The following is a 15,438-nucleotide window of genomic DNA, read 5'->3' as shown; positions in this document are numbered from 1 at the left end:
TAAAATTCAGGATCAGGTTCAAAGGATGAAAGACATGAATGGTTATTCCTATCAACTCTACAGCTCCCGCAATTTCCAACCTTTAGAGCGAACTTTGACCATGCTGCGCGATCTCGGCTACAGCAGGGTCGAAGGATATGGCGGCATCTATGCCGATCCGGCGCAACTGAAGAAAAATCTGGATACGTTCGGACTGTCCATGCCGACCGGTCATTTTGGCCTCGATATGCTGGAAAACGAAGTCGACCGTGTTCTGGAGATCGCAAAGGTTGCCGATATGAAAGCAATCTTTTGTCCCTATCTCGACGCGGATCGCCGTCCGGATACGGTTGCAGGCTGGCAGGCGTTCGGCAAACGGCTTGCCGCTGCCGGTGAACCCTATCGCAAGGCAGGCTACGCGTTCGGCTGGCACAATCACGATTTCGAGTTTCGGGTGCTGCCGGACGGCTCGGTTCCGCAAGAACATATTCTCGATGCGTCGCCGGAACTCGCATGGGAGGCCGATATAGCCTGGATCATCAAGGGCGGGGCCGACCCTCTTCGATGGATCGAACGCTATGGTGACCGCATCCTCGCTGTGCACGTCAAGGATATTGCGGTTAGCGGTGAAAAGACCAACGAGGACGGTTGGGAAGATGTGGGCCATGGAACGGTCGATTGGGCTGGATTGTTCGCAGCCCTGCGCAAAACGCCGGTGCGCTATTTCGTGATGGAACACGATAATCCATCGGACGATACGCGGTTTGCCAGCCGTTCCATCGAAACCGTAAAGACACTTTGATCTGGAGAAGAAAATGACGAACATACTTGGTGTCGGCATTATCGGTTGCGGAAATATATCGGCGGCCTATCTGCGGCTTTCGCCGATGTTTCGATCCATTGAAATTCGCGCATGTGCCGATATTAATCCAGCGGCGGCCAAGGCGCGCGCTGTAGAATTTGGCATAAAGACTCAGACCATCGATGAATTGCTGCAGAATGACGACATCGATATCGTCGTCAACCTGACTATTCCTGATGCGCATTACGCCGTCACAAAACAGATACTGGCCGCAGGCAAGCACGCCTATTCGGAAAAGCCGTTGGTTTTGTCCATGGAACAGGGGCTTGAACTGAAGGCGCTCGCCGATGGTGGCGGCCTCAAAGTGGGCTGCGCTCCCGACACATTTCTTGGTGGAGCGCATCAGCTTGCCCGGCGTGAAGTCGATCGTGGTCATGTCGGACGCATCACATCGGGCACTTGCCATGTCATGAGCCATGGCATGGAGCACTGGCACCCGAACCCGGATTTCTTCTTCAAGCGCGGCGGTGGTCCCATCCTCGATCTGGGGCCCTATTACATTGCCAATCTGATCAACCTGATCGGTCCGGTAAAACGGGTTGCGGCGCTGACCTCAGCCGCGACGCCGACGCGGACTATCCTGTCGGAGCCACGCAACGGTGAAACCATCCCGGTCGAAACCCCAACCACCATCCATGCGCTCCTTGAGTTTGAACAAGGCGCGACAATCACATTGTCTGCAAGCTGGGATGTCTGGTCGCATCGCCATGCAAATATGGAACTATATGGCACGGAAGGATCGCTCTATCTGCCCGATCCGAACTTCTTTGGCGGTGACGTGCAGGTGGTAAAACCGGGTCAGCCTGCGACGACTGTTGAAAATTGGAGCCATCCATTTGGCATTGCGAATGAAGAACATTCCAATGGCATGATGGCGAATTATCGTACAGCCGGATTGGCCGACATGGCGACTTCTATTCTGGAAGGCCGTGACATGCGCTGTTCGCTTGAACGCGCCTTGCATGGTGTCGATGTCATGCTCGCCATTCTCAAATCGGGCGAGGAGGGGCGTTTCGTTGAGGTGGCGACAACGTGCACCAGACCTGAAGCGCTTGATATTGCCGCCGCCGAGGCTTTACTGCTTCCGGCACAAGCCGAAGCAAAGCGGGCAATAAGCTAGCTTCTTCTTTTCTCGAATAGCGCAAGCCGTTCGATCGTCGGAACGGCTTGTAGCTCAACTTGTGCTTTCATTATCCTATCGTCTGGAGCGATTTTATATCCGCTCCATTGATGCGCCCCAAAATCGCCTTGCCGAGCTGTTGCCCGGCCAGTTTGAAACTTTCCTCCACCACAATCAGGCCGGGGCGGAACCAGCGTAGAATTTGAGTGGACTGCTTCGCCGCAACATCAACTTCCTGACCGATATGCAATCCGGCATCTTCAATGCCCGCAACAACAGCCAATGCTGCTGCGCTGCCTGAACATATGATGCCATCGGGGCGATCAAGGCTTTTCATCAGATCGGCGATATAAACACGAAGATATTCAAGTGGTGTATCGAGATCAACACCTTCTAATGGCGAACCGAAGCAACCAAATTCCCGCAACCCTTCATAAAACCCATTGACCATATGGCGGTAATAGGTCAGCTGCGCTGGAGGGGTCAACAACACAAGCTTTTTTGCGCCCGCGAGCGCATAGCTCCCCCACCATCCTTCGGGCAAATGCTTGATTATCGAAGTCGTGATATGGATGGTCAATGCCTGCATCCGTTCGCCCGTGGGTAGCGAATGGAAAATCATGCTCGATCAGATAGTGCACGCGCTGATCGTCGGGCTCGGTACGTGAAAAAATGATACCGTCAGCGGAGCCGGTCTCTACGATATAGCGTATGGGCTCAATGGGCGCTCTGGAGTCGAAATAGGGAGTCACGATCAGATGATATTGGGTCTCGGCCAAAACGTCGGCCACGCCATGAATGACCTGACTGGTAAAGCCCATGATTTCGTCCTGTGTATTGAGGACAAGTGCGATGACGTTCGTCTTGCCTGTGCGCAGTCGCACTCCCGCCCGGTTGGGGCGATAACCGATTTGGCGCGCAATAAGCTGAACGCGTTTTCGGGTTTCAGGACCGATTTCAGGAGCATCTTTCAAAGCGCGCGAAACGGTCGTGACACCGAGCCCAGTCATGAACGCGATCGTCTTCAAAGTGGGCCGGTCATTCTCGTGGAATGATGTTGCCGGATTAAGTGGCTTCGAAGCGCCAGAACCTCGTTTGTCATTCATGCGCATTCTGTCCAAAAACAAAGGTCAATACAGGAGTTAACACCCAAACCATATTGTGCTGAACAACGAACGACAAGAACTAGTTAGAGCGTTAATATCGCAAACTATTTTCAACGACCACAGATGGGATTTTTAGGTTTGCCATACGGTTTGTATCTGACGGTGTTGTGACCCGGAAGATCGCGCGATGGACGGCACATGTGCTGAGCATTCATGCACAGGGAGGCTATCAGCCTGCAATACCGTTATACCGCGCCGCTTGTCGAGCCGGCGCTTCTGGCGATCATGTTTCACCGTATGGCTTTCAGGAGGGTGGCATAGATCCGGTTTAAAGATGTTTCGATAATATTCGCCCAAGCAATCAAGGCGATTTATGTGATATTTTAGATACATTAAGATATTAGAATTTTGATGGTTGCCTTTCCCCGCCAACGACCGGCGCGTGTATTTTTCAACCGAAGTCGATGTTTTCTAACGATAAAAGCTGAGTAATTTATGCATGTTTATTTTGTCCGCCTAGAATTCTTCTAAATCATTGTGATTGCGCGATATTTTTCGGACCTCTATGGCGTGAGACAGCTGCTATTTCGCAAATGCGGCTGTAAACATGTTGTCTGGAGCGCGCGAAGGAATGACTTCCCGGTTTTGGGATCTGACTGAACTTTATGAGAGCGAGCAGATTAGTCTGCGGACTTTTGTGCGTCGTATTGTCGGAAACGCCGCCGCAGCCGAAGATGTCGTTCAGCAGGCCTTCCTGAACCTGCTTTCCCACTATGACGATGCGGCACAGGTGCCGGGTCCCGCTTATGTGAAGCGCACAGCGCGCAATCTTGCGCTTAATCACTTACGTGACGCCCGTCGCAGGGCGGATGTGGAGTTGGAAGACGACGCGCCGGAGCGTTACGCCGACGGCACGCCTTCGCCGGAAATGACGGCGCTATTTCGCAGCGAGCTGCGACGTCTTTTGCAGGCCATCGCGGATTTGCCGCCCCGCCGCCGTCAGGCTTTCGTCCTCAATAGGATCGAAGGCCTCACTTACGATGAAGTGGCCGCGCGTATGGGAATTTCGCGCAATACGGTTATAACCCAGATTGTGGCGGCTCTGGCCGAACTCGACAAACGGCTCTCCGCATAGGAAGAGCCAAGGCAGTTGTGGACAGGCATGAAGGATTTCGAGACTGACCCGGTTTTCATGAAAGCGCTGGAATGGTTCGTGCTTTTGCAGGACAAAGCCGTTAGCGCCGATGACCGGCGTGCGTTCTCGGTCTGGATGGCGTCCGATCCGGCCCACCAGCTTGCTTATGAGCGTGCGCAAGCTCTGTGGCAGCGCTTTGATGCCGTGAAACCGGAATATGATAGGTACAAAGGATCGAACCGTGTCAGCAGGCGCGGGGTCGTTCTGGGCGGCTTCGCGGCGCTGGTACTGGCGCCCGGTGGCTATATGCTGTCGCGCCCCGGCTTGTTTGCGACCTACAAGACGGATGTGGGCGAGCGCCGAAGCTTTACCCTTGCCGATGGCAGCACGGTGGAGCTTGGCAGTTATTCCGCCCTTTCGGTCGAATTTTCGGACAAGCGCCGCGATCTGGTGCTGCATCAGGGACAGGGCTTCTTTCAGGTTGCCGCCGATGCGACGCGCCCTTTCGTGGTTTCCGCCAAAGGTGGCACAATTACCGCGCTTGGCACAGCCTTCGATGTCAAGCTGGACGAAGATGCCGTGACCGTTTCCGTTGTTGAACATGCCGTGTCGGTGGCCTTTGGTGATGCTGCGCCAGTTCGACTTGATGAAGGCTGGCAGCTGACGTTCATTGGTGGCACTATCGCCGCGCCGCATCGCTCTGACAGTCAGATCGTCGAAGCATGGCGCAATGATCGCGTTATCTTTGAAGATGTACCGCTGCGCCGTGTGCTAACGGAACTCGAACGTTATCGCCGGGGCAGGATTTTCCTGACCGATGCCGAAATAGGCAATATGCCGGTGACGGCGATCTTCGATACCCGCGATGCGGAAGCGGCGCTTGCCACCATTGCGGAAACCCTTCCCGTCAAGGTTATGAACGCTTCCGGCTGGGTAACAGTCGTCACGCGGCGTTAATATGACAAAAATTATCAAAAATATTTTCCGGACCGATCATTAGTTCGCGCTTCCGAGGTGTCTAACCATCTGAGGGGCTGCTTGGCGGCCGCCATGAAACAGAGTTTCCCGCCCGTCGGCGGGGTGTAAGACATTGGGGATTGCAGCATGCGCGTGGATAAGACGAGCGGAATTCACACAGGGATTGGCCAGGGACGCGCAGTTCTTCTTCTCAAATCGAAGCTATTCTTGGATCTTCTGGCAGCAAGCGCACTGGTTGCCGTCGTTTCGTTTGCGACCAACCCGGTCTGGGCGCAGGCCGCAGGTGCCGGGCAACAGGTGCAGCGTATATCTTTCAATATTGCGGCGCAGCCTTTGTCCAAGGCTCTGGTGCAATATTCCAATAATACCGGCGTCCAGCTTTTCTACGATGCCAATATCGTGCGCGGCAAGAATTCCACTGGCGCAAAAGGCTCGCTTACCCGCTCGGAAGCACTGAAGAGCATTCTGTCCGGCTCGGGCCTGTCCTATCGCATTCGCAGTAACACCGTGACCATTTCAGCCCAACAGGCTGGCGTGGCGGGAGCCGTGGCTGCGGACGGTTCGCTGCTTCTCGACACGATTACTCTGCAAGGCGCAGTGGCAGGCGATACATCGGGCAGCGTTGTGGTCGAAAACTCCAGAGGCGCAACCAAGACCAATACGCCCTTAATTGAAGTGCCGCAGTCGGTTTCGGTGGTCAGCCGCAAGCAGATCGAAACCCAGAATGCGCAAAGCGTGACGGAAATCCTGCGCTATGTGCCGGGCGTGACCATTGAAACCTATGGCCCCGACCCGAAAGGTTATGACTGGATCCTGATGCGTGGCTTCAACGCCCAGTCCACAAGCTCCTATCAGGATGGGCTGCGCCAGCTTTCCAACAGCTACACCTTCTTCCGCACCGATCCCTATGAGCTGGATTCGATTGAAGTGCTGCGCGGCCCAGTGTCATCGCTCTATGGCCAGAGCGATGCTGGCGGTTTGGTCAACCGCGTCACCAAGAAGCCGCAGGCCGAAGCCTTCCATGAAGCCTCGTTGGAATATGGCAGCTATAACCGCAAGCAGCTCGGCGTCGATCTGACGGGGCCGGTCAATGAAGACAAGACGCTGCTTTATCGTATGATCGGCGTGGTGCGCAAAAGCGATACGCAGTTCGAATATTCCAATGGCGACGAGGTCAAGGACGACCGCTACATGTTTGCACCGTCGCTCACCTGGGCGCCGGACGCCGACACGTCGCTGACTGTCTCCGGCCAGCATTTGCGTGACGACAGCGGCGGCAGCGTTCTGCCCGCCACGATCAGCAATCTCTATCCGAACTCTCCGAATATTCTGGTTGGTGATCCCGACTTCAACAGAAGCGTGCAGAAGCAGGGCAGTATCGGCTATGAGTTCGAACATCATCTGAACGACACCTGGACGTTGAAGCAGAACCTGCGTTACGGTCAGGTGAGTTTCCTCCTCGACAACGTGCTGGCGCTCGGTCTCGGACCGACGGGGATTACCCGGCAGGCGCGCCGTTTCGACGAGAACATGAGCGGCTTTGTCGTAGACAATCAGGCAGTTGCCGAATTTGAAAACGGCAATATCGCGCATGAAGCGTTGCTCGGTCTTGACTATTCCTATTCCAACTCCGATGTCACGCAATATCGTGACCCGGCGCCGAGCCTCAATCCGTTCAACCCGTCTTACGGTATTCCGATCGCCGTGCCGACGACGCTGACGCAGAGCTATCGTCAGAAATACAATCAGACCGGTGTCTATGCGCAGGATCAGATTAAGTTCAACGACAGCTGGATCGTCACACTCGGCGGTCGCTATGACTGGCTGAACCTCGACAATCACAATCGTCTCGACGACAGCGATACCGACCAGAATATCGGCAAGTTCAGCGGTCGCGCCGGCATCACCTATGTCACGCCATGGGGGATCGCGCCTTATGTCAGCTATTCGGAATCCTTCGTTCCAAATCTTGGCACGGACAATAGCGGCAACACCTTCGATCCGTCGGAAGGGCGTCAGTGGGAAGCTGGCGTCAAATACCGGCCGAAGGAATTTGACGGCCTGTTCACGATGGCGTGGTTCGACATCGTGAAGTCGAATGTTGTTTCCTACAGCTACATCGATGGCCCGCAGGCAACCGGCGAGGTCCATTCACGCGGTCTGGAACTGGAAGGCAAAGTCAACCTTTCCTATGGCTGGGACTTCATTGGGTCCTATACCTACACCCATACCGAAATCACCGAAGACGCCGCTGCCTATATCGGCAAGCAGTCGACGATGGTGCCTGAACATCAGGCCTCGGCATGGCTGAATTACACATTCAACAGCGGCGCTTTGGAAGGCTTGAGCCTTGGTAGCGGCGTGCGTTATGTCGGTTCCAGCTATGGTGACAAGGCCAATACCGTCAAGGTTGACGGCCGCACTTTGGTCGACGCCGGTGTGAGCTACAAATACAAGGACATGACCTTCCAGCTCAACGCGACGAACCTTTTCGACAAGAAGTATTTCACCACCTGTGAAGATACCGTCAGCTGCTATGAAGGCGACCGCCGCTCGGTTATTGGCCGGGTGAAGGTCAGCTTCTAAGGCAACTGCTGTGCTGACACGTCGCCAGATAATATTGGGTTCGGGCCTCGCGCTTTGCGCGGGGCTTTCAGGCTTTGGTTCCGCAGTCGCCGCCGCATCTGCTCCGCGTGTCGTGGCGATCGATTGGGCCGCGGCGGAAGCCATGCTCTCGTTCGGAATTGTACCCGTGGGGCTTTCCGATACAAGTTTCTACCGTCAGCGTATGGCGGCGCCGGTTTTACCGGAAACGGTCGTTGATGTCGGGCCTTTCTGGGAGATCAATCTTGAAGCGCTTGCAGCGCTGAAGCCCGATTTTGTGATCGCGACGGATTATAATCTGGTGATGACCCCGCGCATCGCCGATGTTGCCCGTGTCGCGCTGGTGCCGAGCATCACGACGCCCGATGTCGAACGATACCAGCTGGCGATCGAGATATTGAAGCGCGTCGCGAATTTGTGTGGTGTTTCGCCTTCCGTGCCATCTTCCGTGGTGGAGGATGCGGAAACGCGCTTTGCAAAGGCGCGTGAAACGGTCTCAAAACATAAGTATGCGGTGGGTGTCATGCTGCCTGATATTGGCGGCCGTGAAATGACCATGTATGGCGAAGGCACGCTTCCCGATGCCGTGTTGCGAAAACTCGCACTTTCGAATGTCTGGTCTGGCCCGGTGAATGGAACCGGCATGGCTCGTGTCGGGCTTGATCAGCTGGTGGTGAGCGCTGACGCGGCATTTCTCGTCGTGGACATTCCCTCGCAACGGATTCAGACCGAACGCTCCTTACAGCAAAACACCATGTGGAAACTGCTCCGACCGGTGCGCGATGGACGCGTCGCATGGCTGAACCAGTTTCATCCCTTTGGCGGCGTGCCTTCCGCGGCCCATCTGGCGGACCTCATCGCCTCGGCATTGGAGAACATGGCGTGAGCGGCCTTGAAACAACCTGCGCCCGCCCGCGACAATCCTCCCTGCGCTGGATAATGCTGGCCTTCTCGGTGGCATGTGTAGCGCTGTTGATTGTCCAGGGCTTTCTTAGCATCGCTAAGCCCGCAGAATGGCTGCATATTATAACAGCTCCCAATCCCGACGATCCGCGCCATGTGATCGGTTATTACAGCTTTCTGCCGCGTCTTGCGGTCGGCCTGCTCGTGGGCGGTGCGCTCGGGCTTGGCGGCGCGGTGTTTCAAACCGTTCTGCGCAATCCGCTGGCTGAACCCGGACTTTTGGGCGTCGCCTCCGGCGCGCAGATCGCACTGGCTTTCACCCTGGTTTTCGCACCCGGCCTGTGGATCGCGAGGAATGAAGCTATAGCAATCATCGGTGCGGGAATGGCACTCAGCCTTTCGCTGTTCATCGCCTCTCGCGGACAGTTTTCTTCGACGACTGTCGTATTGGCCGGTTTGATGGTTGGACTTTATTGCAACGCAATCTTCGGCCTGCTTGTACTCTTCAATCATGATTACCTCATCAACCTGCTGACCTGGCGGGCAGGTTCCCTGGAGCAGGGTGGGTGGGAAGTCTGTCTCTATCTGCTTCCACGCCTCCTGCCGCTTGCAGTGCTCATCTTCATTCTGCAACGACCGCTCAATCTTCTATCGCTCGGTGATAACCAGGCGAAGGGGCTTGGGATTTCACCAGCAATGATGCGGCTGGTTCTGCTTGCCGCCGCTGCCGCGACTGCTGCTGTCATTACCAGCAGTCTTGGGCTGATTGGTATGATCGGACTTGCCGCGCCCAACCTTGCGCGCGCCTTTGCCCCCGGACAGGACGGGCGCAGGCTCGTGTGGTCGGCTTTGCTCGGCGCGTTGCTGCTTGTCGGTATCGATCAGCTGTTGCGGGCCATTGCGCCTTTCGTCGGCAATATTCCCGCAGGCGCCGCTACGGGCCTCTTCACAGGACCAATTCTCGTCATTCTGGCAAGCCGCGTTCGTCTGCCCGGTGTTTCGTCAGCACAAGAAGGTACCTCGACTGGAAAGAGACTCCAGAAGCCGTTGCGCCTCCTCTTTGCACTTTCATGCGCTCTTGCCTTTTGCATGATCCTTTCAGTGCTGGTGTCGAATACGCCTGACGGCTGGAGTTTTGCCGCGCCAGAGGCCGTAACAGGGTGGCGCGGGCCAAGAATTTTTGCTGCGGCGGGCGCCGGCATATGTCTGGCAGTTGCGGGCCTTGTTCTGCAGGGTACGCTGCGAAATGCGATGGCCAGTCCTGACTTGCTCGGCATTGGCTATGGTGCGGGTTTTGGGCTTGCAATCGCGGTGCTCTTCATGGGCGATGCGAGCGGCTTTTCCAAGCTTGCCGTCGCCACCTTCGGCGCATTGGTCGTGCTGAGTGTCATTGCCGGGATCGGCTGGCGTACTGCTTTTCAGCCCGAACGCGTTCTTCTCATCGGCGTTGGCTTGGGGAGCATGTTCCATGCTCTGATGATCCTGCTTCTCGCCAGTGGCAATCCGCGGGTGGCTGGCCTCCTGAACTGGTTTTCAGGTTCGATGGGTAACATCGGCTGGAATGACGCGGCTTTGGTTTGCATCTGCGCGACTATCGTTCTGCTTGCAGCCCTTCTGTTCAGGCGACCGCTGGATATCTTTCCATTGGGCGATGTAACGGTGCGCTCTGTTGGCCTTAAAGTTTCGTCAAGCCGGGCGATCCTTCTTGCCATTGCAGGACTTGGAACAACGGCGGCGACGATCACTGTCGGGCCCGTCAGCTTCATTGGTCTTATGGTGCCGCATTTTGCAGCAATGCTCGGGTTCCGAGGGATGACGATGCGACTTCTGGCCAGCGCTCTGCTCGGCGCCTTGCTGCTCGTATTTGCAGATTGGCTTGGGCGCAATCTCGCCTATCCGTGGCCCATGTCGGCGGGCCTGCTTGCCTCTCTTATTGGCGGGGGATTTTTCCTTCGCTTATTGTCAAAATCGGTCCGATGATTGGTGATATGATTACTGCTGAAAGGTAATAGGCCGGGCGGAAAGTGACGGCCTGATATCTTCCGCAATTTATCTGAATATCCCGCAACTATGCTTTTAGCATGATCGTGTGCTTGGCTGCGGCTTGTATCGCCTTTGGCGAATAGACGAGCGGACAATGAATTCCCTCGTGCCAATTCTCAAGAAGGTCCTGATAATGTGATGTTTCTGGAATGCCCGACTGTCCGGGATTATTGACAAACAGGCTGTTATCCCAAGCCCCAACATCGATCACCATGCGGACAGACGGCCCGGCCAGAACAGAAAAATCCTCAAGACGATAATTGGCATAGTTGAGTGTCGAACTGCTTCCGCCGAGACCGATGGGTGGCAGAGACCAGTTTTCTTCGGTAAGCGCTTGCAGCGGGTGCTGCAAATACAGCTTGTGGATTTGTCCCCATGACCAGCAATCAGGATCAGTACCCATCAGGGTTTCGCACTCTGCCCAGCCGTCATTGAGGCTTTGGATGATGCGCTCAACCACCTGCTCATCGGCCTGTGCGCCTTCCAGCCAGGTCACGATGCTCGGTGCATCAAATGGCCTGAGCAACGGGATAATCTGCGGCGTCGCGCCCTCCGATCGAGCGGCAAGCGGACCGAGATGCTTGCTGAACCAAACCTCAAAAAACGCAGCGCTCGCAGATCCGGCTGCGAGATCGCCATCCCAGTCTCGAAGCAGCGGCCAGACCCGTGATGCAGTCACCGCTGGCATGGCTGATAAACAGGCGCACACGCGCGCGGCAATCGGTGAAAAAGTTGAGCATTGCAGGCGCGCGCAATCGGCTATCGAAATTGGATCCATTCGGGATAGTTCGTTATGAAGCGTATTATGCCTGCTGCTGTCGAGCCACTCATAGCCGATGGCCGGATTCGAACGCGACCAATCGTCGGGCACATTCATCGCATTAGCCGTCGCCACGAAACCGCGAGCGGGGTTGATCTCTTGAGGACCGGCTTGCGGCGGTAAATATCCGTCCCATTCATAACGCCCATCGCCCGGCACAGGGAGAAGCCCGTCCCAATTTTTGCGAACGGGCGTCGCTCCGGATGGCTTCCACGCGATCGTGTTGCTGGTATCGGCATAGATATGATTAACGGATGGGCAGCCCCAGCCTGCCAGTGCATCCGCATAGTCCGCATAACTGGTTGCACGCATGACCGAAAGACTGGCCATATAGGGCGCCATACCCGGGTCCATCCAGACGGTGCGCAATGCAAAGGCACGATTACTTTCAGCATCCTGATAGAGAAGAGGGCCGTGGCGGGTGAATTTCAGCGCAACCGTTTGATCTGGATATCCCTTGACGGAAATCGGTTCTTCTATCGTCTTGACGGCTTCCCAGTCCTCGCCATAGGCATAAAGATCGGGGTCGCTTTCCTTTGTTCGATAGACATAAATATCTTCCTGGTCCGCACCGAAAATGGTCAATCCAAAAGCGGCAGTGCCGTTGTGGCCCATCGATATGCCGGGCACCATCGGCTCACCGGCACCGATCACGTCCAGCCCCGGCATGGACAGGTGCACGACATAACGGATCGACGGCAAGACATGTGTGCGATGCGGATCGAGCGCCAGAATTGGCCGACCCGTACTGGTTTTCGCCGCTGATATCGCCCAGTTGTTCGACCCTTCTTCGAAAGCAGCCCTGACGATTTCACCAGACGGGGTAATCGTGGTCCAGAGGCTGGCCTCCTCAAGCGTGGCTGCAAGCCGGTCCATGGAGAAGGTCGCCGGGCTGACGGCGAGATTGAAATCGCGCAGAACCCGATCCGTCATGATCACCGGATCGAACCCGTCAACCGGTTGCGGCACGACACCGTGCGACAATTCTTTCCGTAACTGATCGAGTTTTGCGCCAATTTCGATCCCGGCGGCTGCCATCACTTTCGACCGCAGAAGTTCGGACGATGCATTGCGCGTGAGCGAGTGAGTCCGCACACGCACGACATCTTCCGGCTTCCAGCGATCCGGTCGATTGCCCAGTAGCAGAAATTCAGGAGGAAGTGCTATCGACCCCGCATCGCAGGCATCGACATAGGCGTTGATGCCACCGGCGAATGCGGTGCAGATTTCTTCCGAATCTGGCCCATAGGCGTTCCATTCGGGAGCCATATCGCCGCGATAGAGCAGCAGCCGTGCAGCCTTGTCCTGTTCAAGATAACCGGGGCCGAAGTCGCGCGCCAGCAGGCCGAGGCCGCGCTTGCGCGCCACATCGATCTGCCAGAGGCGGTCTCGTGCGGCGTTCCAACCCTGTGCAAAGAAAAGATCATGAAGGTTGTTGGCTCGAATATGAGCAACACCCCACCGATCCACCGTGATGGCGACGTTCTCTTTCAGGCCCGTGATCTGATGGGCATCAAGTTTCATCTCATCCGACTTTGCATCGAGCATGCCGCACCCGTCACGCTTTATTCAAGACCGAGGAACAGGCCCGCATGGAGCCGTGCCCGTTCGACAAGACTGTCCTCGAAGATATGCTCGCCCAAAGTATGCAGGCCTTCGCCGCGCACGCCAATGGAATCGAGCGTCGGGATACCGAGCGCGCCGGTGAAATTACCGTCCGATCCACCGCCCGAATTTTGTGCGGTCATGGTAAAGCCAATCTCCTTGGCAATGTCATTGGCGAAGTTGAAGAGCTCCATATCCTGCGGCTGCGCATTTTCCCAAACCGGGCGGGTCACGCCGCGGGTCACGATGAATTCGACATCGTCTTTCACGCCCGCAAGCGCCATGATCCGCGCAACGCCTTCCTCGAGGTCTTTCTGGGTCTTGGCCATGCTAAGCGCTTCGGCCTTGCAGTTTGAGGAAACGCAATTGACCCATTGCCCCGCCTGAATAACCCCGACGGAGAAGGTGCAGTCATCCGTAGTGAGCGCTTCGATATCGATGATCTTTTCCGCCATGCGGCGGATGGCGGAACGGCCTTCCGCCAAAAGCCAGCCGGCATGGCTGGGGCGTCCGACCGTCTCGAGATTATAGCGGGCAATTGCATAGCGCCCCACCACAGCGCCGCCATCGCGCCGCGCCGGTTCGGGCACCAGCACATATTTGTTCTTGAGCGCCTCCTGTTCGATCAGGTCGCGCGTCGAAGGCGTGCCGACTTCTTCGTCGGGTGTCAGCAGGAAAGTAACAGGCAGTTTTGTCGTCAGCCCCGAGCGAACGATCTGGCGCATCGCTTCCAGAGCGACGAAATTGCCGCCCTTCATGTCCTGAATGCCGGGACCATAAATCTTGCCGCCTTCGCGGCGATAGGGGTTCACATCGATGACGCCTAGTGGATGCACAGTATCAAGATGGCCGGACACCAGTACGCCCGGCTTGCCCTGATCCGCATGCGGAAAGCGTGCGCGCAATGAGCCGCCATAGCCCATGCGTCCAGGAATGAATTCGATGCTTGCACCGGCGGCGGCAAAATCATAAGCCGCAGCATCCACCATGCGGTTTACGGCCGCCGCGTCGAAGGTCGGGCTTTCCGTCTCGATCCATGGGCGCAGGCGCGCAATCATATCGTCGAGATCAAACGGCAGTTCATGCGCACTCATGCGGCTAATTCCTTATTCACTGGCAGGCGAGTTTCCACGATCCGGGCATAGATAGACGACCCGATGGGCAGCGTCGCGGGATCGAGCGTAAAGGCGGGATTGTGAAGGGCGGATTTGCCGCCATGCATCACATTGATGTAAGCGCCAGGTACACGGGCGAGCATATCGGCAAAATCCTCACTGCCCATGAAAGCCGGGCAGTCGTCGGTCACATTTTCTTCGCCCAGCACATCGCGTGCAGCCGCGACATAGGCGTCGGCCAGTTCATGATCGTTACGCAGCACATCGAACACATTGCGAATATCGACATCAACCGTGATGCCGTAACCCGCAGCCACACCGGCGCAAATCTCGCGCAAGCGGCTTTCAGCAAGATCGCAGACGCGCTTTTCGAAATAGCGGATCGTCCCGGTGATCGTCGCGACTTCCGGCACGATGTTATAGGCGCTGCCGGTGTGGAACTGCGTGCAGGAAACGACACAGGCTTCGGTCGCTGGAATGTTGCGGGAAACAATGGTCTGCAACTGACCGACCAGATCGGCACCGATCACCAGTACATCGCGCGCATTATGCGGCTGGGCGGCATGGCTGCCTTTGCCGGTCAGCTTGATGTCGAAGAAGCTGGCACCGGCCATGGCCGCGCCCTTGCGGATGACGGCTTTGCCAAGCGTGCCCAGAGGCTGGTTGTGCATGCCATAGATTTCATCGCACGGGAAGCGCTCGAACAGGCCTTCCGCGATCATGCCGCGCGCACCGCCGAGCCCTTCTTCAGCGGGCTGGAAAACGAATACAACGCTGCCTTCAAAATTGCGGGTTGCGGCCAGATATTGCGCGGCGCCCAGCAGCATTGTTGTGTGTCCGTCATGGCCGCAGGCATGCATGCGTCCGGGATTTTGCGAGCTATAAGGAACGCCGGAAATTTCGTCGATGGGCAGCGCATCCATATCCGCGCGAAGGCCGACCCGACGATTGCCGGCGTTGCGCCCATTCAGGATGCCGACGACGCCGGTCTTGGCAATGCCGGTATGAACTTCATCGAAGCCCCACTTTTCCAAAAGACCGGCAACGACACCCGAAGCGTGTTTCTCCTCAAAGCCAATCTCGGGATGGCGATGCAGATCCTCGAAAACCGCGCGCATCTCGCCGGCTTTCTCCTCAATAAACGGTATGATGGGCATGATTTCATTCC

At 56.4% G+C, this 15,438-nt stretch carries 10 protein-coding genes and 1 pseudogene; 7 read left to right on the top strand and 4 right to left on the bottom strand.

Going from position 1 to position 15,438, the window contains the following annotated elements:
* Positions 1–34 precede the first annotated feature (34 nt).
* Complete coding sequence (locus tag QLQ11_RS19765) at positions 35–781, top strand: sugar phosphate isomerase/epimerase (RefSeq protein WP_109366308.1); 747 nt, start codon at positions 35–37, stop codon at positions 779–781.
* 13 nt (positions 782–794) lie between these two features.
* Positions 795–1,961, top strand: coding sequence for a Gfo/Idh/MocA family protein (locus QLQ11_RS19760; protein WP_109366307.1), 1,167 nt, complete (start codon positions 795–797; stop codon positions 1,959–1,961).
* Positions 1,962–2,031: 70 nt separating this feature from the next.
* Here the strand turns inward: QLQ11_RS19760 and QLQ11_RS19755 are convergent.
* Positions 2,032–3,067 (bottom strand): annotated as a pseudogene (locus QLQ11_RS19755) (LacI family transcriptional regulator).
* Between the two features lie 631 nt (positions 3,068–3,698).
* Here QLQ11_RS19755 and QLQ11_RS19750 point away from each other — a divergent pair.
* The 5 genes from QLQ11_RS19750 (at position 3,699) to fhuB (ending at position 10,667) form a co-directional block, all read left to right on the top strand.
* Positions 3,699–4,202, top strand: a complete 504-nt coding sequence (locus tag QLQ11_RS19750) for an RNA polymerase sigma factor (protein WP_121539214.1) — start codon at positions 3,699–3,701, stop codon at positions 4,200–4,202.
* A 27-nt stretch (positions 4,203–4,229) separates the two neighbouring features.
* On the top strand, positions 4,230–5,159 hold the full coding sequence (locus tag QLQ11_RS19745) for a FecR family protein (protein WP_109366304.1): 930 nt from the start codon (positions 4,230–4,232) through the stop codon (positions 5,157–5,159).
* A 228-nt stretch (positions 5,160–5,387) separates the two neighbouring features.
* Positions 5,388–7,766: a TonB-dependent siderophore receptor gene (locus QLQ11_RS19740; protein ID WP_283735649.1), complete on the top strand. Its 2,379-nt coding sequence runs from the start codon at positions 5,388–5,390 to the stop codon at positions 7,764–7,766.
* Between the two features lie 10 nt (positions 7,767–7,776).
* Entirely contained in the window at positions 7,777–8,670 is an 894-nt protein-coding gene (locus tag QLQ11_RS19735) for an ABC transporter substrate-binding protein (protein ID WP_371836066.1), read from the top strand.
* Positions 8,667–10,667: a Fe(3+)-hydroxamate ABC transporter permease FhuB gene (fhuB, locus tag QLQ11_RS19730; protein WP_371836065.1), complete on the top strand. Its 2,001-nt coding sequence runs from the start codon at positions 8,667–8,669 to the stop codon at positions 10,665–10,667. Before QLQ11_RS19735 ends, fhuB begins: the two co-directional genes overlap by 4 nt.
* Positions 10,668–10,755: 88 nt before the next feature.
* On the opposite strand, the gene QLQ11_RS19725 is transcribed toward fhuB, so the two are convergent.
* Genes QLQ11_RS19725 through QLQ11_RS19715 form a run of 3 tightly spaced genes read right to left on the bottom strand, consistent with a single transcriptional unit; the run spans position 10,756 to position 15,427 of the window.
* The gene (locus QLQ11_RS19725) at positions 10,756–13,098 is read right to left on the bottom strand and encodes a penicillin acylase family protein (protein WP_124916198.1); all 2,343 of its coding nucleotides are present in this window, start codon (positions 13,096–13,098) and stop codon (positions 10,756–10,758) included.
* Positions 13,099–13,115: 17 nt separating this feature from the next.
* Positions 13,116–14,249, bottom strand: coding sequence for a M20/M25/M40 family metallo-hydrolase (locus QLQ11_RS19720; RefSeq protein WP_283735651.1), 1,134 nt, complete (start codon positions 14,247–14,249; stop codon positions 13,116–13,118).
* Complete coding sequence (locus QLQ11_RS19715; protein WP_109366300.1) at positions 14,246–15,427, bottom strand: M20 aminoacylase family protein; 1,182 nt, start codon at positions 15,425–15,427, stop codon at positions 14,246–14,248. The genes QLQ11_RS19720 and QLQ11_RS19715 overlap by 4 nt, the downstream gene beginning before the upstream one ends.
* Positions 15,428–15,438 lie beyond the last annotated feature (11 nt).

Origin of the sequence: Ochrobactrum sp. SSR (genome assembly GCF_030067775.1) — a bacterium.
In the GTDB taxonomy this organism is placed as follows: Bacteria; Pseudomonadota; Alphaproteobacteria; order Rhizobiales; family Rhizobiaceae; genus Brucella; species Brucella teleogrylli.
The sequence above is the reverse complement of the archived record's forward strand: the minus strand, read 5'-3'. Positions and strand labels throughout refer to the sequence as shown.

What these genes read in the sequence shown, in the direction of transcription:
- QLQ11_RS19725 (WP_124916198.1), bottom strand. Translation starts at nt 13,098, where the DNA reads ATGCTCGATGCAAAGTCGGATGAGATGAAACTTGATGCCCATCAGATC.
- QLQ11_RS19720 (WP_283735651.1), bottom strand. Translation starts at nt 14,249, where the DNA reads ATGAGTGCGCATGAACTGCCGTTTGATCTCGACGATATGATTGCGCGC.
- QLQ11_RS19750 (WP_121539214.1), top strand. Translation starts at nt 3,699, where the DNA reads ATGACTTCCCGGTTTTGGGATCTGACTGAACTTTATGAGAGCGAGCAG.
- QLQ11_RS19760 (WP_109366307.1), top strand. Translation starts at nt 795, where the DNA reads ATGACGAACATACTTGGTGTCGGCATTATCGGTTGCGGAAATATATCG.
- QLQ11_RS19745 (WP_109366304.1), top strand. Translation starts at nt 4,230, where the DNA reads ATGAAGGATTTCGAGACTGACCCGGTTTTCATGAAAGCGCTGGAATGG.
- QLQ11_RS19765 (WP_109366308.1), top strand. Translation starts at nt 35, where the DNA reads ATGAATGGTTATTCCTATCAACTCTACAGCTCCCGCAATTTCCAACCT.
- QLQ11_RS19715 (WP_109366300.1), bottom strand. Translation starts at nt 15,427, where the DNA reads ATGCCCATCATACCGTTTATTGAGGAGAAAGCCGGCGAGATGCGCGCG.